Annotated in this window: 22 protein-coding genes; 6 read left to right on the plus strand and 16 right to left on the minus strand. The window is 62.6% G+C overall.

Going from position 1 to position 18,738, the window contains the following annotated elements; genetic code table 11:
• Positions 1-132 precede the first annotated feature (132 nt).
• On the minus strand, positions 133-795 hold the full coding sequence (locus GE253_RS00390) for a Fe2+-dependent dioxygenase (RefSeq protein ID WP_153202171.1): 663 nt from the start codon (positions 793-795) through the stop codon (positions 133-135).
• A 111-nt stretch (positions 796-906) separates the two neighbouring features.
• Here GE253_RS00390 and GE253_RS00395 point away from each other — a divergent pair, with 111 nt between their 5' ends.
• On the plus strand, positions 907-1,722 hold the full coding sequence (locus GE253_RS00395; RefSeq protein ID WP_153202172.1) for a hypothetical protein: 816 nt from the start codon (positions 907-909) through the stop codon (positions 1,720-1,722).
• Positions 1,723-1,772: 50 nt separating this feature from the next.
• On the opposite strand, the gene GE253_RS00400 is transcribed toward GE253_RS00395, so the two are convergent.
• On the minus strand, positions 1,773-3,578 hold the full coding sequence (locus GE253_RS00400; protein ID WP_153202173.1) for an ABC transporter transmembrane domain-containing protein: 1,806 nt from the start codon (positions 3,576-3,578) through the stop codon (positions 1,773-1,775).
• Between the two features lie 189 nt (positions 3,579-3,767).
• Here GE253_RS00400 and rpmE point away from each other — a divergent pair, with 189 nt between their 5' ends.
• The gene (gene rpmE, locus GE253_RS00405) at positions 3,768-3,989 is read left to right on the plus strand and encodes a 50S ribosomal protein L31 (RefSeq protein ID WP_089286437.1); all 222 of its coding nucleotides are present in this window, start codon (positions 3,768-3,770) and stop codon (positions 3,987-3,989) included.
• A gap of 138 nt (positions 3,990-4,127) precedes the next feature.
• On the opposite strand, the gene era is transcribed toward rpmE, so the two are convergent.
• From era to folK, 9 genes are all read right to left on the minus strand, one after another.
• Complete coding sequence (gene era / locus GE253_RS00410) at positions 4,128-5,162, minus strand: GTPase Era (RefSeq protein ID WP_153202174.1); 1,035 nt, start codon at positions 5,160-5,162, stop codon at positions 4,128-4,130.
• Positions 5,163-5,876 (minus strand): ribonuclease III, encoded by a 714-nt coding sequence (rnc, locus tag GE253_RS00415; protein ID WP_153202175.1) that lies wholly within the window; start codon positions 5,874-5,876, stop codon positions 5,163-5,165.
• Positions 5,873-6,694 carry a signal peptidase I gene (gene lepB / locus GE253_RS00420; RefSeq protein ID WP_153202176.1) on the minus strand — a complete coding sequence of 274 codons (822 nt, stop codon included), beginning with the start codon at positions 6,692-6,694 and terminating at the stop codon, positions 5,873-5,875. Before lepB ends, rnc begins: the two co-directional genes overlap by 4 nt.
• Positions 6,691-7,101 (minus strand): holo-ACP synthase, encoded by a 411-nt coding sequence (gene acpS, locus GE253_RS00425; protein ID WP_153202177.1) that lies wholly within the window; start codon positions 7,099-7,101, stop codon positions 6,691-6,693. The genes lepB and acpS overlap by 4 nt, the downstream gene beginning before the upstream one ends.
• Positions 7,098-7,850: a pyridoxine 5'-phosphate synthase gene (locus GE253_RS00430; RefSeq protein WP_153202178.1), complete on the minus strand. Its 753-nt coding sequence runs from the start codon at positions 7,848-7,850 to the stop codon at positions 7,098-7,100. The genes acpS and GE253_RS00430 overlap by 4 nt, the downstream gene beginning before the upstream one ends.
• A gap of 3 nt (positions 7,851-7,853) precedes the next feature.
• A complete protein-coding gene (locus GE253_RS00435; protein WP_173012420.1) occupies positions 7,854-8,393 on the minus strand; it encodes a DUF2062 domain-containing protein in 540 nt (179 codons plus the stop codon).
• A 67-nt stretch (positions 8,394-8,460) separates the two neighbouring features.
• A complete protein-coding gene (locus GE253_RS00440) occupies positions 8,461-10,674 on the minus strand; it encodes a bifunctional (p)ppGpp synthetase/guanosine-3',5'-bis(diphosphate) 3'-pyrophosphohydrolase (RefSeq protein ID WP_153202180.1) in 2,214 nt (737 codons plus the stop codon).
• A 69-nt stretch (positions 10,675-10,743) separates the two neighbouring features.
• Complete coding sequence (rpoZ, locus tag GE253_RS00445; RefSeq protein WP_153202181.1) at positions 10,744-11,130, minus strand: DNA-directed RNA polymerase subunit omega; 387 nt, start codon at positions 11,128-11,130, stop codon at positions 10,744-10,746.
• A gap of 115 nt (positions 11,131-11,245) precedes the next feature.
• Entirely contained in the window at positions 11,246-11,737 is a 492-nt protein-coding gene (gene folK, locus GE253_RS00450) for a 2-amino-4-hydroxy-6-hydroxymethyldihydropteridine diphosphokinase (RefSeq protein WP_348770749.1), read from the minus strand.
• A 284-nt stretch (positions 11,738-12,021) separates the two neighbouring features.
• Here folK and GE253_RS00455 point away from each other — a divergent pair, with 284 nt between their 5' ends.
• Both GE253_RS00455 and GE253_RS00460 read left to right on the plus strand, forming a co-directional pair.
• Positions 12,022-12,654 (plus strand): NYN domain-containing protein, encoded by a 633-nt coding sequence (locus tag GE253_RS00455; RefSeq protein ID WP_153202183.1) that lies wholly within the window; start codon positions 12,022-12,024, stop codon positions 12,652-12,654.
• Positions 12,655-12,665: 11 nt separating this feature from the next.
• Positions 12,666-13,325 (plus strand): uracil-DNA glycosylase, encoded by a 660-nt coding sequence (locus GE253_RS00460; RefSeq protein ID WP_153202184.1) that lies wholly within the window; start codon positions 12,666-12,668, stop codon positions 13,323-13,325.
• Positions 13,326-13,687: 362 nt separating this feature from the next.
• Here the strand turns inward: GE253_RS00460 and GE253_RS00465 are convergent, their stop codons facing one another.
• Positions 13,688-14,041, minus strand: a complete 354-nt coding sequence (locus GE253_RS00465) for an ArsC family reductase (RefSeq protein WP_153202185.1) — start codon at positions 14,039-14,041, stop codon at positions 13,688-13,690.
• A gap of 118 nt (positions 14,042-14,159) precedes the next feature.
• On the opposite strand from GE253_RS00465, the gene GE253_RS00470 reads away from it, so the two are divergent.
• Positions 14,160-14,579: a DUF1810 domain-containing protein gene (locus GE253_RS00470; protein ID WP_153202186.1), complete on the plus strand. Its 420-nt coding sequence runs from the start codon at positions 14,160-14,162 to the stop codon at positions 14,577-14,579.
• Between the two features lies 1 nt (position 14,580).
• Here the strand turns inward: GE253_RS00470 and GE253_RS00475 are convergent, their stop codons facing one another.
• Positions 14,581-15,450, minus strand: coding sequence for an SDR family oxidoreductase (locus GE253_RS00475; protein WP_153202187.1), 870 nt, complete (start codon positions 15,448-15,450; stop codon positions 14,581-14,583).
• Between the two features lie 162 nt (positions 15,451-15,612).
• On the opposite strand from GE253_RS00475, the gene GE253_RS00480 reads away from it, so the two are divergent.
• Positions 15,613-15,978, plus strand: a complete 366-nt coding sequence (locus GE253_RS00480) for a helix-turn-helix domain-containing protein (protein ID WP_247878416.1) — start codon at positions 15,613-15,615, stop codon at positions 15,976-15,978.
• A gap of 61 nt (positions 15,979-16,039) precedes the next feature.
• On the opposite strand, the gene GE253_RS00485 is transcribed toward GE253_RS00480, so the two are convergent.
• The 3 genes from GE253_RS00485 to GE253_RS00495 form a co-directional block, all read right to left on the minus strand.
• On the minus strand, positions 16,040-16,672 hold the full coding sequence (locus tag GE253_RS00485) for an NAD(P)H-dependent oxidoreductase (RefSeq protein WP_153202189.1): 633 nt from the start codon (positions 16,670-16,672) through the stop codon (positions 16,040-16,042).
• A 208-nt stretch (positions 16,673-16,880) separates the two neighbouring features.
• Complete coding sequence (locus GE253_RS00490) at positions 16,881-17,228, minus strand: zinc ribbon domain-containing protein YjdM (RefSeq protein ID WP_153202190.1); 348 nt, start codon at positions 17,226-17,228, stop codon at positions 16,881-16,883.
• A 294-nt stretch (positions 17,229-17,522) separates the two neighbouring features.
• The gene (locus GE253_RS00495) at positions 17,523-18,701 is read right to left on the minus strand and encodes a GNAT family N-acetyltransferase (RefSeq protein ID WP_153202191.1); all 1,179 of its coding nucleotides are present in this window, start codon (positions 18,699-18,701) and stop codon (positions 17,523-17,525) included.
• Positions 18,702-18,738 lie beyond the last annotated feature (37 nt).

Consider the following 18,738-nt stretch of genomic DNA (forward strand, 5'->3'; position numbering starts at 1 on the left):
TTCGATTGCAGAAGATTGACGCAGTGCAAGGGCCGCTGCATTGACACGGATCAATAAGAATTGGCTTAAACAATCATCCGCCGGGCCAATTCGTCGCTGGCCGGCGGAAATCAGGGCCGCGGCACGCAGAAATTAATCCTCCGCCCATTTGCGCAACAGATTGGCCAGGGATTTGGAGAGAAGATCAAAGGCCGGGGTTTTCCCGGATTGCTGGAACAGGGCCTGACGGGCCGTATCCAGATCAAACAGAATTTCCCGGTCGGCCGCATCACGTACCAGGGAGCGTATCCAGCCGACCGCTGCCATACGCTGCCCCGCCGTCACCGGTGCCACATGATGCAGGGTTGTGGAGGGATAGAAAATGCCGCTGCCCGCCGGCATCTTGAAGGCCACCTCCCCTGCCGTCGTTTCCATCACCAGTTCGCCACCCTCGTAGCTTTCTGGTTCGGCCAGAAACAAGGTGAAGGAAATATCGGTGCGCACCCCGCCCATCAGCGCATCATCAACATGCGAGCCATAATGCTGACCACCGGCATAGCGGCTGAACAGGATGGGGCCGAAGCGGCGCGGCCTGGTGGCCATCGCCACCAGCGGATTGCCCCGTACCGCCTGTTCCACCAGGGCCCGCAGATCGGCATGGGCGGGGTCGTCGGCGCGCAGCTGTTCATTTTCTTTCACCAAGCGAGCGTGCCAGCCCGCCGTCGCCGCCCCCGGCTGCCAGCGCCCGCCGGTCAGGCGTTCGACAATCTGCTGTATCTGATCCGGGGAAAGCACATTGGCGACGGGCAGTATCATCGGGGCTCCAGCCGTTTCAAAAGAGAATGGTGTTGCGAGTGACTTGCAATATTATAGGCCACATGGCACCGTCTCGCCCATCTTTCATGCAGCAAATTATGGGAATGGATCATGCAAATTCGTCATCGCCTCTGGCTCGGCATCGGCCTTTCCGTTGTGGCGAGTGCCGCCCCGATGCTCTCTGCCACCGCGAGCCCAACCTTGGACGGCGCACCGCTGCTGATGCAGCTGGCCCAGGGCGGTGAAGGCGGCGAAGGGGGAGAGGGTGGCGAAGGCGGGGAGGCCGGGGTCAGCCCCGAGGCAGCCGCTAAGGATCCGGTGGCCTTCATTTCCGCCCTGGATGTCACCGCCGCCCATTATCATGCCGGGTTGAAAGCCTTCGAGGAGGGCGAGACTCAGGCCGCCGGGGAGATGTTCGCCCACCCGATTTCAGAGATTTATGTCGATCTGGAGCCTGTCTTCAAAGCCCAGGGCGTGACGCCCTTCCAGGCCCAGATGGAAAAAGCCTCCGAACTGGCGCTGAACAAGGCCCCGCTGCCAGAGGTGAAAAAGGCCGTGAAGGCCGTGCTGGATGCGCTGGAGGCCGCCGCCGGCAGGGCCCCGGCTGGAACCGCCTCTCCGGCTCAGGTTCAAGCCAAGCTGCTGGCCGACATGATCGACCGGGGTGCGCGGCAGTATCGCACCGCCGCCGCCGGCACCGCGTTTGAGCCCTATCTGGACGGGTATGGCTTCGCCATCGCCGCCAAGCAGCGGCTGGCCGGCTTGACCAAAGCGGGCAAGTCGGCCCCGGCGGAGGCGACGCAGGCGATCAGCCTGCTGGAAAAGGCCTATCCCACCGCCAAGCGCCCCGCCACCCTGCCGGTCAAACCCGAAGACCTGCTGGTTGCTGCGTCCAAGGCGCAGTTGACGCTGTCCCGCATCCGGTGAGGAAGCACCACCGGCCGGGCGGGGAGGCCCCCTGCCCGGCCGGCTGCTGATCAGGCGCCCTGCGGCTGGTCGAACTGCAACGCCGCCAACCGGGCATAGAGCCCGTTCTGGCGGATCAGTTCCTCATGCCGACCCACCGCCTCTACCCTGCCCTGGTCCAGCACGACAATACGGTCGGCATTGACGATGGTGGCCAGCCGATGGGCGATGATCAGGGTGGTACGCCCACGCATCAACCCGTCCAGCGCCTGCTGCACGGCGCGTTCGCTTTCGGCGTCCAGCGCCGATGTCGCCTCATCCAGCAGCAGCACGGGCGCATTGCGCAGAATGGCGCGGGCAATAGCGATGCGCTGGCGCTGGCCGCCGGACAGCCGCACGCCCTTTTCGCCTAAGAACGTGTTGAACCCGTCCGGCAGTGCCTGCAGGAATTCCAGCGCATGGGCGGCCTGGGCGGCCGCCAGCACCTCGGCGTCGCTGGCATCGGGCCGGCCATAGCGGATATTTTCCATGGCGTTGGTGGAGAAGATCACGGGGTCTTGCGGCACAATGGCGATGCGCCCGCGCAGATCGTCCAGCGCTGCCTGGGCCACATCCACCCCATCCAGACGGATGTTGCCCCGCTGCGGATCGTAAAAACGCAGCAGTAATTGGAAGATAGTCGTCTTGCCGGCACCGGACGGGCCGACGAGCGCCACCGTCTCTCCCGGCTCCACCGCCAGGGTCAGGCCGGTCAGGGCCGACTGATCTGGTCGGGCTGGATAGTTGAAATGCACATCATCGAACTGTACCGCCCCGCGCGCCGGCTGCGGCAGGGACAGCGGCTGAGAAGGCGGCTGCACCGGGGACGGCGTAGCCAGCAGGTCGAACAGCCGCTCCGTAGCGCCCGCCGCACGGGCCAGATCGCTGGCCACCTCCGATAAGGCGCCCACGGCGCCGGCCACCAACACGGCATAAAAGACGAAGGCGGAAAGCTGGCCGCCACTGATTCGCCCGGCAATGACATCCTGCCCGCCCACCCAGAGCACCAGCCCGATGGCGGTGAAGACCAGCACGATCACCAGCATGGTCAACCATGACCTTGCCTTGATGCGCAGCAGGGCGACATCGACCGCCGCCTCCACCCGGCCGGCGAATCGCTGGCGCTCCCAGGCCTCATGACCAAAGGCCTGCACGGTGCGGATGCCGCCCAGCACCTCATCCACGGCACTGCCGACATCGGCCACCGCATCCTGGGAGGCGCGGGAAAGCTGACGAACCTTGCGGCCGAAAATCACGATGGGCGCCACCACCAGCGGCACCACCAGCAAGACCATGCCGGTCAGCTTGGCGCTGGTCAGCCCCAGCAACACCAGACCGCCGGCCATCATCAGGGTATTGCGCAGCGCGATGGAGACCGATGTACCGATCACCTGTTGCAGCAGGGTGGTGTCGGTGGTCAGGCGCGACATCACCTCACCGGTGCGAGTCGTCTCATAAAATTCCGGCGACAGTGACACCAGATGGTCAAAGACCCGGCGGCGGATATCCGCCACCACCCGTTCCCCCACCCAGGAGACCAGATAGAATCGGGCAAAGGTGGAGACCGCCATCAGGATGATCACCAGCAGCAGGACCAGCAGCGCCTGATTCAGCAGGCTGCCATCCCCAGCGGCGAATCCACGGTCAACCAGCGCCCGCAACCCCTGCCCCAGCCCCAGCACCGTGCCGGCGGAGACGATCAGTGCCAGCGTCGCCCCCGCCATCCGGGCCCGATAGGGCAGCAAAAGGGGCCAGAGCAGGCGCAGCGGCTTCAAATCCCGCCGCACCGGGCGGGCGGCGGCGGCATCATCGGAACGGTTGCTGTCTCGAAACGCCAAGGCAGAGCCCTCAATCAGAAAAAGCAGGTGGCATCCACCCGTCACCCGTGGTAACGGCTGCGCGGCCTGAGGGCAACTGGAACACCTGCCGCAGCCCAACCCAGCTTTGCGTTACAGCAATGCGTGATGGGGTTGCCAGCCTGCGCGCGATTGTTTATAAGCCCGGCTTCGTTTTGAGGACTGCCGACCATGAAGACCGATATCCATCCCGACTACCACGAGATCACCGTCATCATGACCGACGGCACCTCGTTCAAGACCCGCTCCACCATGGGCAAGGCCGGCGATACGCTGCGTCTGGACATCGACACCAAGTCGCATCCGGCGTGGACCGGCGTTCAGAAGCTGCTGGACACCGGCGGGCAGATCGCCAAGTTCAACAAGCGCTTCCAGAGCTTCGGCCTGAAGTAAGCTGTTGGCCTGACGGCCCTGTGCTTGAAGAAAAGGCGCCGGCGGATTTTTCGCGGTGCCTTTTTCTTTGGATGCTCAGTATGCCCCCCCAAAAAGGGCCCCGGAACAGCTTTGTTCCGGGGCCCTTTTTCGTAACGATCAGGCGTTGAAGTCCAGGCCCCACGCCTCGTACTGGTCGGGGTCTTCCGACCAATTTTCCCGCACCTTGATGAACAGCATCAAGTGGACTGGTCGTTCCAGCATCTTGGTCAGTTCCAGGCGCGATGCCACGGAGATGGATTTGATGCGTGCGCCCCCCTTGCCCAGGATGATCGCCTTCTGGCTGTCCCGCTGGACATAGATCACCTGGGAGATGCGGACGCTGCCATTCTCGAACTCTTGCCAGCTTTCCGTCTCCACCGTGGTGGCATAGGGAACTTCCTGGTGGAGCTGGAGAAACAGCTTTTCCCGCGTCACTTCCGCCGCCAGCAGACGTTCTGGCATGTCGGAGAGCTGGTCAGGCGGATAAAGCCAGGGGCCAGCCGGCAGGGCACCAGCAATATATTTCAACAGGCCTTTCAGCCCGTCCCCGGTCAGGGCCGAGACCATGAACGTGTCGGTGAAAATGCCGTGGCCGGCAAATTCCTGCGCCAGTTCCAGCAAACGGTCGCGCCGGATCAGATCGATCTTGTTGAGGATCAGCAGCGCCTTGCGGCCTGCCTCCTTCAGCTTCTCGATGATGCCCAGCGTATCATCGTCGATACGCTTCTGCGTGGCGTCGAACAGCACGGCCACCAGATCGGCGTCGGTCGCCCCCTGCCAGGCGGCCGCCACCATGGCGCGTTCCAACCGCTTTTTGGGCGTGAAGATGCCGGGCGTGTCGACATAGAGAATCTGGCTGTCGCCTTCCATGCCAATGCCCAGCACGCGCGACCGCGTGGTCTGCACCTTGGGGCTGACGATGGAGATCTTGGAACCGACCAGCGCATTCAGCAGGGTGGATTTGCCGGCATTGGGCGCGCCCACCAGGGCGACGAAGCCGCAACGGGGATTCTCCGGCGCCGGCGTTTCATCGGCAGCCCCCTGGCCCGACAGGAAGCGGGAGACGATATCGTCACCGCTCACCACCGGGGTGTCCTGTGCCGAAGCGGCTTGGCTGCCATCCGGAGACGGCTTCTTTTCATTCTCGGTCATTCACGTCCTAACACGGCGCAGCAATTGTTCGGCGGCAGCCTTTTCCGCCGCGCGTTTGGATGGCCCCTTGGCCGTCGCTGGTTCATGTCCATCCACGCTGACGCGGACTTCGAACTGCGGCGCATGGTCGGGGCCGCTGCGGCCGATATCCTCATAAAGCGGCAGTTTTTGTCCGCGCGCCAGCGCCCATTCCTGAAGGCCGGTCTTCGGGTCTTGCGGGGGTGCGGCGCGGGCGCGTTCCAACTGCACGTCCCAATGGCGGCGGATGAAGGCCCGCGCCGACTCCAGCCCGGCATCGAGATACAGCGCGCCAATCACCGCCTCGCAGGCATCGGCCAGGATGGCGGGCTTGATGCCGCCCTCGGCCGCCTGTTCGGACGGGGACAAGTGCAGATATTGGGCAAGACCGATCTTGCCCGCCACCACCACCAGCGCCTCGGCCCGCACCAGGGCGGTCAGGCGGCGGGCCAGCGCCCCTTCCTGTTCACTGGGGAAACGTTCCAACAGCCATTCCGCGATCACCAGCCCCAGCACCCGGTCGCCCAGGAACTCCAGTCGCTCATACCCCCGGCCAACGGCCCGGCGATCCAGACCACCGACAGACGGATGGGTCAGCGCTTCGCGCAGCAACAGCTTGTTGGCAAAGCTGTGATTGAGGGCCGCTTCCAGCCCCTCCGCCGGGGCGGCGGCGGTGGATGGCAGGTTCTTACTCATTCAACCGGCTCCCAAAGCCGCTCGGTCCGCAGGACCGACGGCCATTTCCAGAATTGCCAGAGGGATGCCCCCTCCTCCAGCGACAGCAGGACGTGGCTGGCGCGCCCCACCAGATTTTCCAGCGGCACCATGCCGACCGCTTCCGGTACCCGGCTATCCTGGGAATTATCCCGGCTGTCACCCATGGCAAAGACATGGCCCGGCGGCACGGTATAGACCGGCGTATTATCCAGTGGATAGGTATCGCCCGCCATCTCAATCACCGGATGCTGGCGCCCACCCGGCAGGGTTTCAATATATTGCGCGGCGGTGAAGGTACCGCCGAAGGTTTCCGCCAGCACGAAATCCGGTACGCGCACGCGCGGGGCGGCTTCCCCATTGATATAAAGCGTGCCGCCGATCATCTGCACCCGGTCACAGGGCAGGCCGACGATGCGCTTGATATAGTCGATCGAGGGATCTTTCGGCAGCTTGAAGACGGCGACATCGCCCCGATCCGGCATCCGGCCGAACAACCGGCCGGGCACGGCCTGACAATCCCGCGTCACCGGGGCGGAACGGTCGCCGAACTGCAGGAAGCTGGGCAGCGAATAGCGGCTGAAACCATAGGAGAATTTCGACACCACCACATAGTCACCCACCAGCAGCGTCGGCACCATGGAGCCGCTGGGGATATTGAACAGCTCAAACGCGCTGGTGCGCGCCGTGATGGCAAACAGCAGGGCGATGGCAACCGTGCGCATCACCTCCCCCCAGCCGCTATGGCTGGGCGCCTGGGAAATGGGCTTCACACGGGCGCTCTTGCGGGTCTGGCTCATGGCAGCACGGCGGTGGAGATGACGATGAAAGCTTGGGCATAGGGCGGCTCGTCTGTCATCGACAGATCAATCCGAGCCGCCATGCCGGGCGGGGTCAGCGCTTGCAACCGGGCGAGTGCCCCGCCATGGCACTGCAAGGCAGGGCGACCATTGGCCGCCGACACCACCTCCAGGTCACAGAAATACACGCCGTCGGCATAGCCGGTGCCCAGCGCCTTGGATGCCGCCTCCTTGGCGGCAAAGCGCTTGGCATAGAAGGCGGCGCGGGCGGCAGGCGTGGGTTTGCCATCGCCCGCCGCCCGCTCGGCGCCCGTAAAGACGCGGGCGGTGAAACGCTCCCCAAACCGGTCCAGGCTGGCCTGGATGCGGCGGATATCCACCAGATCGCTGCCGATGCCCAGGATCATGCGCCGCCCGCAGCGGCACGGGCAGCATCCATGCGCGCCCGCATCTCGGCCAGCGTCGCCGTCAGCCCGCTGAAAATCGCCTCCCCGATCAGGAAATGGCCGATATTCAGCTCCACGATGGTGGGGATGGCGGCGATGGGGGCAACATTCTCGAAGGACAGCCCATGGCCAGCATGGCATTCCAGGCCGACAAGTTCGGCATGGGCGGCACCGGCCAGAAGGCGTGCCAGCTCCGCCTCCCGCTCCCGGCCCGCCGGGGCATCGGCATAGGCGCCGGTATGCAGCTCCACCACCGGCGCACCGACGGCCACCGCCGCTTCCAGTTGCGCCAGGTCCGCCCCGATGAACAGGGACACCCGGATGCCGGCATCGGAGAGGCGCGCGACGAAGGGCGTCAGGTAATCGCGGTTGGCGATGACATCCAGCCCGCCCTCTGTGGTGCGTTCTTCCCGCCGTTCCGGCACCAGACAGACGGCGTGCGGCTTGTGGCGCAGGGCGATGGCCAGCATCTCCTCCGTCGCCGCCATCTCAAAATTCAGCGGGCGGGAGATGCTGGCCATCAGCCGTTCGATATCGGCATCGCGGATATGGCGACGATCTTCGCGCAGATGGGCGGTGATGCCATCGGCCCCGGCCTCAATCGCCGCCAGGGCCGCGCGCACCGGATCGGGATGCTCCCCGCCGCGCGCATTGCGCACCGTGGCAACATGGTCGATATTCACGCCCAGACGCAAAGCCCGCCCCGCCATCTTTTATCCTTTCAGCCGTTTACGCGCCGCCGCCCGGCGGCGCTCCGCCCTGCGTTGCTGATAGAGCGCGATGAGCGGCTTGGCAACGAGATAGGTGAGCGGCCCCAGCACCGCCCCCAGCAGGCTGCCCCCCACCAGCATCGGCATGAAGAGCTGCCAGGGATGATCCAGCAGGAAGGTCAACGACAGGTCCAGCCCCTCCCCTTCCCCCGGCGACATGCCCAACAGCAGGCAACCCAGCCGATAACTGGCAAACCAGATGGCCGGATAGGTCCAGGGGTTGGCGATCAGCGTGCCGATCACCCCCGCCATCATCCGGGCACCCAACAGCCAGGCCAGCCCCATGGACAAGGGCACATGCAGCCCGACAAAGGGGGTCAGCCCCATGAAAACGCCAGCCGCCATGCCCAAGGCGATGGAATGCGGCGTGCCCTGGATGCGGGCCACCTTGATAATGTAATAGCGGCCCTGGCGGCGAAGCCCCATGCGCGGCCAGAGCAATCGGCGCAGCTGTTGTGCCCGGCTCAAGGGGTGACGGCGCATGAACATAATGGTGCCAAAGCCCTTTCCGGCTTGCCAACCCCGCCCCCCTTGACCAGGGGAGCGGATTTCAGCGCCCGCGTTCCACCGACTGGATCACGGGGGTGGCGCGCAAGGCGGCCATGATGTTGGTCAGGTGCTTCACGTCATGCACATCCACATCAATCAACATCTCAAAATAATCGGAGGTGCGGTTGGTGATTTTCAGGTTGGTGATATTCCCACCATTCTTGCCAATCACCGTTGACAGGTTGCCCAGCGCCCCGGTCTCGTTCGACACCACCACCGACAAGCGGCCAACCAGATCATCCGGACTGTCGGCCGTGGGATCCCAGGAAACGTCGATCCAGCGTTCCGGGCTGTCATGGAAGCTTTCCAGCGTCTCGCAATCGATCGTGTGGATTGTCACCCCCTTGCCGGTGGTAACGATGCCGACGATGCGGTCGCCGACGATGGGATGGCAGCAACGGGCATAATGCACCGCCATGCCGGGGATCAGCCCGCGGATGGCCAGCGGCGCGCCGGTCTTGCGGGACTTGGCCTTGCTGGCCGCGGCGGCCACAGAGGCCGCCACCTTCTCGTCGCTGGTGGCGGGGGTGACGGTACGGTGACCGGGGAAGATGGAGTTGAAGACATCGCGCGACCCGGTCTGCCCGCTGCCAATGGCCGCCAGCAGATCATCCACCGACGGCTGCTGATAGATCTTCAGTACCGCATCGAAGGCTTTTTCCGAATATTCGTAGCCTTCCTGCTTGAAAATCCGCTCCATCAACCCGCGGCCGAGCTTGATATGCTCGCCGCGTTGCTGGGTGCGGGTAAAGCGGCGGATGCGGGCCCGCGCCTTGCCGGTGATGACGAAATTTTCCCAGTCCGGCGAGGGCGAGGAATTTTTCGAGGTGAGGATCTCCACCTGATCGCCGTTCTGCAGGTGGGAGCGCAGCGGCTGCATCCGGCCATTGATCTTGGACCCGACGCAGGTGTCGCCCACCTGGCTGTGCACGGCATAGGCGAAATCAACCGGCGTCGCCCCGCGCGGCAGAGCGATCAGGTCACCCTTGGGCGTGAAGCAGAACACCTGATCCTGGAACAGTTCCAGCTTGGTATGTTCCAGGAACTCTTCCGGCCGGGTGGCATGTTCCAAAATATCCAGCAGCTCACGCAGCCAGCGATATTGCCGGCCTTCCGTGCGCGGCGCCTCCGGCCCCGCCCCCTGCTTGTAGGACCAGTGGGCAGCCACACCCATATCGGCCACGGCGTGCATATCACGGGTGCGGATCTGCACCTCGATACGCTGCTTCTCCGGCCCGATCACCGTGGTGTGGATGGATTGATAGCCATTGGGCTTGGGCGTGGAGATGTAATCCTTGAACCGCCCCGGCACCACCGGATAGCGGGCATGGATGATGCCCAGCGCCTGATAGCATTCGGTAATATTATCGACGACGACGCGGAAGGCCATCACGTCGGATAATTGTTCGAACGCCACATTCTTGGCGTGCATCTTACGCCAGATCGAATAGGGCGATTTGCGCCGGCCGCTGATCTCTGCCTCGGGGATCGGCGATTCATTGCCGAAGCAGATCGTCTTCTTCAACTCGTCAATGATGCGGTCGACGCGGCCAGCGCCGACCTTTTCCATCTCATCCAGACGGATCTTGATGGATTCATAGGCGTCGGTATTCAGTTCCCGGAAGGCGATATTTTCCAGCTCGTCCTTCCAGCGCTGAATACCGATGCGCTCCGCCAGGGGCACATAGATTTCCAGCGTTTCACGGGCGATGCGGCGGCGTTTTTCCGGCTTCAGATATTGCAGCGTCTCCATATTGTGGAGACGGTCGGCCAGCTTGACCAGCAGAACGCGAATATCTTCCGACATGGCCAGCACCAGCTTGCGGAAATTCTCCGCCTGCTTGGTGCTCTCGCTCTGCTCCCCGATATTCTGCAGCTCGATGCGGGACAGTTTGGTGACGCCATCGACCAGACGCGCCACCTCCACCCCGAACAGACGCTGGATTTCCTCCAGCGTCGTCAGCGTATCCTCCACCGTGTCATGCAACAGGGCGGTAATGATACTCCTATAGTCCAGCTTCAGTTCGGTCAGCAGCCATGCTACCCAGATCGGGTGCATGTAATAAGGGTCGCCACTGGCGCGCGTCTGCGACCCATGCGCCTTCATGGCAAAGACATAGGCGCGGTTGAGCGCCTCTTCATCCGCGTTGGGGTCGTATCCCACCACGCGCTCAACCAGTTCGTACTGGCGGATGATTTTTGCCTGACGGTTCATCGCGGCGCCCCCGTCAAGCCCTGATCCCTGCGCCAGCACGCACCTTGCATTTTCGCGTTGCCCGGCCCCTTAGAGATCCTCGTCGGCCAGATCGGTGGCGTTCACGTCGCCTTCGCTGAAATCAGCGCCCAGATCATCATCTTCACCGGCATCGGCACGCGGGGCATCCTGCACCCAGGCGGCCTCGCCGGCCATCAGCTCGACGATTTCCTCTTCCGGCTCGTCCTGCTCGGCAACGCGCTGATGCCCCTTGATCAGGCTGTTCTTGAGATTTTCCAGAACAACAGTCTCATCAGCGATTTCGCGCAGGGCCACAACGGGATTCTTGTCGTTGTCGCGATCAATGGTCAACAGCGAGCCGGACGCGATGTCACGGGCGCGCTGAGCGGCCATCATCACCAGCTCAAAACGATTCGGGATTCTTTCGACACAATCTTCAACGGTAACGCGGGCCATTCCAACGACACTCCAGCCACATGGAAGCATTCATTTATAAGGGGGCATCCGCTGCATTGCAAGACGCCCTCACCAACTGCGTGAACAAGGCTGCCCCCCACCCTACGTCCGCGCGTCATTCGCTCGCCAGGGGACGAATCAGTTGTCCCGGCGGCAGATGGGCGATCAGATCGCCGATCGACCGACCACTGACAGGGTGCAGCCAATCGGGCGCCAACTCCCGCAATGGCAGCAGAACAAAGGCCCGTTCCGCCGCACGCGGGTGTGGCAACGCCAGCGCCCCCACCTTACACATACCATTGTAGTCGATCAGATCCATGTCCAGCGTGCGCGCCTCATTAACCACGCGCCGCTGCCGCCCGAACGCCGCCTCAACCTGATGCATCAGGGCCAGCAATTCGGCGGCGCCCAGATCAGTACCCAATGCTGCCACCGCATTGACAAACCAGGGCTGATCCGACACCGGCACCGGAGCGGATTCATAAAAGCGGGAGAGGGCGAGAATTCGCACCCCCTGTTCTTGCAGCCGATCCAGAGCCTGACGGCAGGTCTGCGCGGGCGTCCCCGAACCAGAGCTGAGATTGGAACCGATACCAATGAAAATCACGTGGCAATTCCATGGTCTTTGTAATATCGCGCCGGCATTTGCCGACATTTACATAACGGCGCTTGCTGACAACGTAGTGATGGCATAGGGTGCCAGAAACTGCCATACAGGGAATGCGCATTCTGGGTAGCTCTGCCCGGTATGCCGCGAAAATGGGGGAGAGGGCTGGCTTTTGGGGCCTGCTGCTCCCACATGGCTGATGCGGATTTCAAGGCCCCATCCCTTCTGGCGGGAACACAATATTCCGCGCGTGTTTTGTTCACGATCAATTTGCTGAGGAAGAAATGGCACGAAAGATTTTCTATCAACAGGAACGGCTGGCGATGTTCATTGACGGCGCCAACCTCTACGCCGCTGCCCGGTCCCTGGGCTTTGACATTGATTACAAGCGCTTGCTGGAACTGTTCGCCGCCGAAGGGCGCCTGATCCGCGCCTTTTATTACACGGCTTTGGTGGAAGACCAGGAATATTCGCCGATCCGGCCGCTGGTCGATTGGCTGGATTATAACGGCTACACCATGGTCACCAAGCCGACCAAGGAATTCACCGACGCGTCAGGCCGCCGCAAGATCAAGGGCAATATGGACATCGAACTGGCGATCGATGTCATGGAGATGGCCGAGCATGTCGACCATATCCTGCTCTTCTCCGGCGACGGGGATTTCCGCCGGCTGGTGGAAGCCGTGCAGCGCAAGGGTGTGCGCGTGACCGTGATCAGCACGGTGCGCTCCACGCCGCCGATGGTGGCGGACGAACTGCGTCGGCAGGCCGATAATTTCCTGGAATTGCAGGATCTTTCTGCCTCCATCCAACGCAGCCACGGGCCGCGTTATCAGCAGGCCCCGCTGTCAGCTGAACATGCCCCGCATGATGATCATTCGGTGCAGCCCGATCAGCATCCCGATCCGCTGGACTGAGCGCCTTACTTATGGTCAGCACCGCTGCTTCCCGTATCCCGTCCCCTGGCCGGGATTGCGGCCTTTGTCCGCGTCTGGCGGAATTCCGCCAGACGAATCGGGCTACCTACCCCAGCTACCACAATGCCCCCGTCCCTTCCTTCGGGACGCTGGATGGGCGTTTGCTGATTGTGGGGCTGGCGCCGGGGTTGCACGGGGCCAACCAGACAGGCCGCCCCTTCACCGGTGATTATGCCGGTGATCTGCTCTATGACACACTGATCCGGTACGGCTTCGCCCATGGACAGTATGACCGCCGCCCGGACGATGGGTTGGAACTGCTGGATTGCCGTCTGACGAACGCGGCGCGTTGCGTTCCGCCAGAAAATAAGCCCACACCGGCGGAGGTCGCCAGCTGCCGCCCCTTCCTGGTCGGGGAAACTGCCGCCATGCCACGGCTGCGTGCCGTGGTTGCCCTGGGCACGGTTTCCCATAACAGCACGCTGACCGCCTTTGGCCTGCGCCCGTCACATTTCCGCTTTGGACACGGGGCAACGCATACGCTGCGCCGAGGTGTGACGCTGTTCGACAGCTATCACTGTTCCCGATACAATACCAATACGGGTCGGCTGACGACGGAAATGTTCCAGACCGTCTTTGCCGCAGTTCGCGCCCATATCGACGCCGGTTAGAGCGGTTTTCGCTCCGTCAAAACCGCATCCTGTCCGTCGCCTCAAATAAGCGCACCGACAACAAACCACGCATACATGGTGCCGAAAAAGCCCGTCAGGGCAACAACATCACGGAGATAGGCGAGACGCTTCATCTTGTCCTCCATCTGTTCTGGTTGAACAGTGTCAGAACGAACAAAGAACATCAAGCGCTATGTTCTCACTTCGTTCGCATAGAGAACGGAACATCCCATGCGCCACGCGCATATCGGGTCGAGTGAACTGACCTTGAGCCCGGCTGAGGATTCCTTTTTGACCACGATCTCGGTTGGGCGAGACGCGGTGATGGCAAGCGCCCTTTGCCCGACCATCACCGCGCGATATCAACCCAACGCCGCCTGATAAGTCTCCGGCTTGAAGCCAACCAGCAGCTTGCCGTCGATATCCAGCACCGGCCGCTTGATCATGGAGGGCTGGTCCAACATCAGGGCCACGGCCTTTTCCTGATCCAGGCCTTCGCGGGCCGCTTCCGGCAGCTTGCGGAAGGTGGTGCCGGCACGGTTCAGCAGGATCTCCCAGCCGAGAGAGGCCACCCAGCCTTCCAGGGTGGGGCGATCAATGCCTGATGCCTTATAATCATGGAACACATAGTCAACCCCGGCGCTGTCCAGCCAAGTCCGGGCCTTCTTCATCGTGTCGCAATTCTTGATTCCATAAAGGGTAACGCGGCGGCTCATGTCCTGACAGACTCCTTGTTGCAGCCCCTGTAAAAGCGGGCATTTCATGCCCAGGTCTTCACAGGTTGGCCCTGGCTGTCAACCGACGGCGTCGCCATGATCAGCGGAGGACGAGGAGATGAGCGGCTTCGATGCCCAGCGATTCCTGGATGCACAGGAACCGATGATCGATCAGGCCCTGGCTGAAATACGGGCGGGCAGCAAACAAAGCCACTGGATGTGGTTCATTTTCCCGCAGCTGCGGGGCCTGGGTCGCTCCCCCACCGCGCAGTTCTTTGGCTTGGCCGATCTGGCTGAGGCGCAGACCTATCTGCGCCACCCGATACTGGGTTCCCGCCTGTACGCTTGTACCACCGCGGTCATGGGGGCGCCTGTCGACAGCCTGCACCAATTGTTCGGCACCCCTGACGATCTGAAATTCCGATCCTGCATGACCCTGTTTGAACGGGCGGGCGGCGATGGTACCCCCCTGTTTAAGCAGGCATTGGACCGCTGGTGCGGGGGCGAGCGTGACAGCAGCACGCTCGCCCTGCTGTAACTCAACGCGCAAGCGCTTCCGCCAGCACGGCGGCCAGGGACGTGGTGGGGCGACCGATCAGACGGCTCAGCGTGTGGCTGTCATCGAACAGCCCGCCTTGTGCCGCACCGGCGTCAGAGCTGGCCAGCAGGTCGGCCAGCGGTTCCGGCAGCCCCACCTTCACCAGCAGGCCGCGAAATTCCGCTTCCGGCAGGTTCTGATAGGCAACAGGCTGGCCCGCCGCCTTGGCCAGGGCGGCAGCCCAATCGGCCAGGGTGAAGGGCTGGTCACCGGCCAGCTCGTAAATCTTGCCGGCATGGGCCTCCCCCTCGGCGATCACCCGGGCCGCCGCCTCGGCATAGTCAGCGCGGGCGGCAGCGGCAATCCGGCCCTCCCCCGCAGCGCCAAACAGGGCGCCATGCTCCAGGGCGGACGGGATGAAGCCGTTATAATTCTCCATGTACCAGCCATTGCGCAGCAGCACGAAGGGCAGACCCGCAGCCTGCAGATAGGCCTCCGTCGCCACATGCTCCGCCTTCAGCGGCAAGGGCGAGGCATCCCCATGCAACAGGCTGGTATAGGCCAGCAGCTTCACCCCGGCCTGGACCGCCGCATCGATGACATGGCGATGCTGCGGCAACCGCGACCCCACGTCGGAGGAGGAGATCAGCAGCACCCGGTCAACCCCGGCAAAGGCCGTTGCCAGCTGGGCCGGCTGGTTATAGTCAGCAGCCCGCACCTCCAAACCGGCGGCGGCCAGATCAGCCGCCTTAGCCGGGTCGCGCACGGCAACAATGATGCGGTCGGCCGCCACCAGGGTCCGCAGCGACTGAACAACCAGCCGGCCGAGCTGGCCGGTGGCACCGGTGATGAGAATGCGCGCATTGCTCATGATGAAACCGCCTTCTATGGTCTCTGTTCAAGGATTGGTCTATAATAGAGACCGCTGAACCTACGCGGAAGGAGGCAGTTTTCCATGCCCAGGTTACAAAAAGGGAACCTAGCCCTGATAGGGGACGCCACGCCTGAAAGCGCCATCGCCCGTTGGGAGAGGTTGGGCTTTTCCTTGGCCAATTGCCCGGTACGCGATGTGCTGGACCAGATCGGCGATAAATGGAGCAGCCTGATCCTGTTGACTCTGGCCGACGGGCCGCAGCGCTTCAGCCAGTTGCACCGCTGCGTACCGGACATTTCCAAGCGCATGTTAACCCAATCGCTGCGCAATCTGGAACGCGATGGGCTGCTGATCCGGCAAGTCTTCCCCACCAAGCCGCCGGCGGTGGAGTATCGTCTTTCGCCCCTGGGACAGGGCATCCTGGGCCCACTGGGGGCGCTGGTGGGATGGGCGGAACAACATCATGACGCCATCCGGCAGGCCCGGCGCGAATTCGACATCCGGGAGGCCGAACTGCTGGCATGAAAAAGGCCGGGGCCCTCCCGCTTCAGGGAAGAACCCGGCCTTACCCATCACCTGACGGTGATCAGTCCACGAAGCGGAACACCTGAGCGGCGGCGCGACGCACCTTCTTAAGGTTCACCAACCAGTCGCCAGCGGCATCCCGATAGCCCAGCGGCAGAATGACGGCGGACCGCAGCCCCAGCGCCCGCAGGCCGAGGATTTCATCCAGAGCCGCCGGATCGAACCCTTCCATCGGGGTGCAGTCCACGCCTTCAAAGGCAGCGGCTGTCATGGCCAGACCCAACGCGATATAGGCCTGACGCGCGGCATGTTGGAAATTCACTTCCGGATCGCGCTGCGGATAGCTGTTCAGCAGCATCTGGCGATAATTTTCCCAGCCTTCATTGGTGAATCCGCGTTCCTGGTTCACCAGATCGAACATGCCGTTGATGCGCTCTGCGGTGTAGTTATCCCAGGCGGCGAAGACCAGCAGATGGGAGCCGTCGGTAACCTGACCCTGATCCCAGGCGATCGCCTTGATTTTCTCCCGGATCTCCTTATTGGTCACCACCAGCACTTCGAACTGCTGCAACCCGCTGGAGGTGGGGGCGAGGCGGATCGCCTCCAGAATCCGGTCCAGCTTGTCCTGCGGCACAGCCTTGGACGGGTCCATCTTCTTGGTGGCATAACGCCAGTTCAGCTTTTCAATCAGCAAGATCGCCTCTTCATATCAGGCACCAGGGCGCAACCCCGGATAAGCCGTTGGACATAGAAATGATGGCGGCATCAACCGCCCATCATCCCCCGCAGGCGGGACAATCGTTATATAGGGGACTGAAATCTGTAACAGGCGTCACTCTGACAAAGGGTTTCGTCAAAATGATGTGCCTCATCGGGTGATACAGCCCTTCAATCCTGCCACCTCAGGCCTTTTTCACAAATTCCGACTTAAGATTCATCGCACCGATGCCGTCAATCTTGCAGGAAATATTATGACCGTTGGCCCCGTCCGTCAGGCGGATGCCCTTGACCTTTGTGCCACCCTTCACCACCAGGGACGAGCCCTTGACCTTCAAGTCCTTGATGACCGTAACGGTGTCACCATCGGCCAGCACATTGCCATTGGCATCGCGGATGACGCCATCCGTCGCCTCTTCCGTGCCGGCAGCCTCCGGATTCCACTCATGGCCACATTCCGGGCACATCCACAAGCTGCCATCCTGATAGACATGCTCAGACGAGCAGGCGGGACACGTCAGTTGATCAGTCAAGAAAGTTACTCCCACGCGATTGTTGCCAATCCGGCTGACCGGCATCATTCATCTGCTTGGCAAAGAGGACGTCATTTCTATGACTGAAGGTGAGATTGGTTCTCCAACCAAAGCTTTCATCACGAAGGCCGCTCACTTGCCGCGCGCAAAACTATGCCAAGTCTGCCCGATCTGTCACCTGTTTGCAGCGCGGCAAAGCCATGCCAAAATCGGTCGCATTGTGCCGGTAATAGGGACAATACCCCTCGGTTAAACCCAAGAACAGCCCTTGCGAGGCCCGGCATGAAGGCGGGCCTAGCCTTCCCGCTTGAAGGGACTCTCCGCCATCAGGGCGGTGATTTCCTGCGCCATGGCGGCGCGTTCATTGTCCAGGAAACCGGCCACCGCATCGCGCAGACCCGGATGGGTCAGGTGATGCACACTATAGGTTTCCACCGGCAGATAGCCGCGCTGGATTTTATGTTCTCCCTGGGCGCCAGCCTCTACCCGCGCCAGCCCGCGCTCAATGGCGAAATCCAGCGCGCGATAGTAACAAGCCTCAAAATGCAGGAACGGGTATTCCCCGGCCCCACCCCAGTTGCGGCCATAAAGCGTGTCGCCACCCAGCAGGTTCAAGGCACCGCCGACCCAGCGCGCGCCCTCGCGCGCCATGACCAGAACCACTTGATCGGCCATCGTCTCACCCAAGCGGAAAAAGAACTCCCGCGTCAGATAGGGCCAGCCCCATTTCCGGTCGGAGGTGGCGCGGTATAGCCGGTCGAACGCATCCCAATGTTCCTCGCGCAGTTCATCCCCGGTCAGGGTGACCAGCGCCAGCCCGCTATCGGCCACCGCCTGGCGCTCCTTGCGCACCGCCTTGCGCTTGCGGGAACTGAACTGGGCCAGGAAATCATCGAAGCTGCGATAGCCCTGATTGGTCCAATGATATTGGGTGCCGATGCGGCCAAGCCAGCCGCGCTCTGTGAAATCCCGATATTCCGCCGCTGTCACGAAATTCACATGCACGCCGGAAAGCTCATTATCCTCGGCCAGCCGGCGCAGCCCCGTCATCATCACCGCCGCCGCACCCGGCGGCGCATCGGCGCGCAGCAGCAGCCGGGGGCCGGTGACGGGGGTGAAGGGAACGGCGGAGAGAAGCTTGGGATAATATTCGCCGCCGGCATTTTCAAAGGCACGCGCCCAACCCTGGTCGAAGACATATTCGCCATAGGAATGGGATTTCACATAAAGCGGCATGGCCGCCAGCAGGCGGCCTTCCCCATCGCAAAGCGTCAGGTGACGCGGCTGCCAGCCGGTATCTCCCCCGACAGAACCGCTTTGTTCGAGAATGCGCAGAAAATCATGGTTGATGAAGGGGTTATCGGCCCCGCCCGGCACACCGGCGGCGCAGGAGGCCCAGTCGGCAGCGGGAATGTCACGGATACTGTCCACCAGCTTCAGCGTGATGGTGCCGGGGGGCGTGCCTGTTTCCATATCACTCAACATTCCGTCACGTCTGCGACAGACGATA

It is taken from the genome of Niveispirillum sp. SYP-B3756 (assembly GCF_009495745.1).
Lineage (GTDB): Bacteria > Pseudomonadota > Alphaproteobacteria > Azospirillales > Azospirillaceae > Niveispirillum.

What these genes read in the sequence shown, in the direction of transcription:
- GE253_RS00390 (WP_153202171.1), bottom strand. Translation starts at nt 795, where the DNA reads ATGATACTGCCCGTCGCCAATGTGCTTTCCCCGGATCAGATACAGCAG.
- GE253_RS00395 (WP_153202172.1), top strand. Translation starts at nt 907, where the DNA reads ATGCAAATTCGTCATCGCCTCTGGCTCGGCATCGGCCTTTCCGTTGTG.
- rpmE (WP_089286437.1), top strand. Translation starts at nt 3,768, where the DNA reads ATGAAGACCGATATCCATCCCGACTACCACGAGATCACCGTCATCATG.
- era (WP_153202174.1), bottom strand. Translation starts at nt 5,162, where the DNA reads ATGACCGAGAATGAAAAGAAGCCGTCTCCGGATGGCAGCCAAGCCGCT.
- rnc (WP_153202175.1), bottom strand. Translation starts at nt 5,876, where the DNA reads ATGAGTAAGAACCTGCCATCCACCGCCGCCGCCCCGGCGGAGGGGCTG.
- lepB (WP_153202176.1), bottom strand. Translation starts at nt 6,694, where the DNA reads ATGAGCCAGACCCGCAAGAGCGCCCGTGTGAAGCCCATTTCCCAGGCG.
- acpS (WP_153202177.1), bottom strand. Translation starts at nt 7,101, where the DNA reads ATGATCCTGGGCATCGGCAGCGATCTGGTGGATATCCGCCGCATCCAG.
- GE253_RS00430 (WP_153202178.1), bottom strand. Translation starts at nt 7,850, where the DNA reads ATGGCGGGGCGGGCTTTGCGTCTGGGCGTGAATATCGACCATGTTGCC.
- GE253_RS00435 (WP_173012420.1), bottom strand. Translation starts at nt 8,393, where the DNA reads ATGCGCCGTCACCCCTTGAGCCGGGCACAACAGCTGCGCCGATTGCTC.
- GE253_RS00440 (WP_153202180.1), bottom strand. Translation starts at nt 10,674, where the DNA reads ATGAACCGTCAGGCAAAAATCATCCGCCAGTACGAACTGGTTGAGCGC.
- rpoZ (WP_153202181.1), bottom strand. Translation starts at nt 11,130, where the DNA reads ATGGCCCGCGTTACCGTTGAAGATTGTGTCGAAAGAATCCCGAATCGT.
- GE253_RS00455 (WP_153202183.1), top strand. Translation starts at nt 12,022, where the DNA reads ATGGCACGAAAGATTTTCTATCAACAGGAACGGCTGGCGATGTTCATT.
- GE253_RS00460 (WP_153202184.1), top strand. Translation starts at nt 12,666, where the DNA reads ATGGTCAGCACCGCTGCTTCCCGTATCCCGTCCCCTGGCCGGGATTGC.
- GE253_RS00465 (WP_153202185.1), bottom strand. Translation starts at nt 14,041, where the DNA reads ATGAGCCGCCGCGTTACCCTTTATGGAATCAAGAATTGCGACACGATG.
- GE253_RS00470 (WP_153202186.1), top strand. Translation starts at nt 14,160, where the DNA reads ATGAGCGGCTTCGATGCCCAGCGATTCCTGGATGCACAGGAACCGATG.
- GE253_RS00475 (WP_153202187.1), bottom strand. Translation starts at nt 15,450, where the DNA reads ATGAGCAATGCGCGCATTCTCATCACCGGTGCCACCGGCCAGCTCGGC.
- GE253_RS00495 (WP_153202191.1), bottom strand. Translation starts at nt 18,701, where the DNA reads ATGGAAACAGGCACGCCCCCCGGCACCATCACGCTGAAGCTGGTGGAC.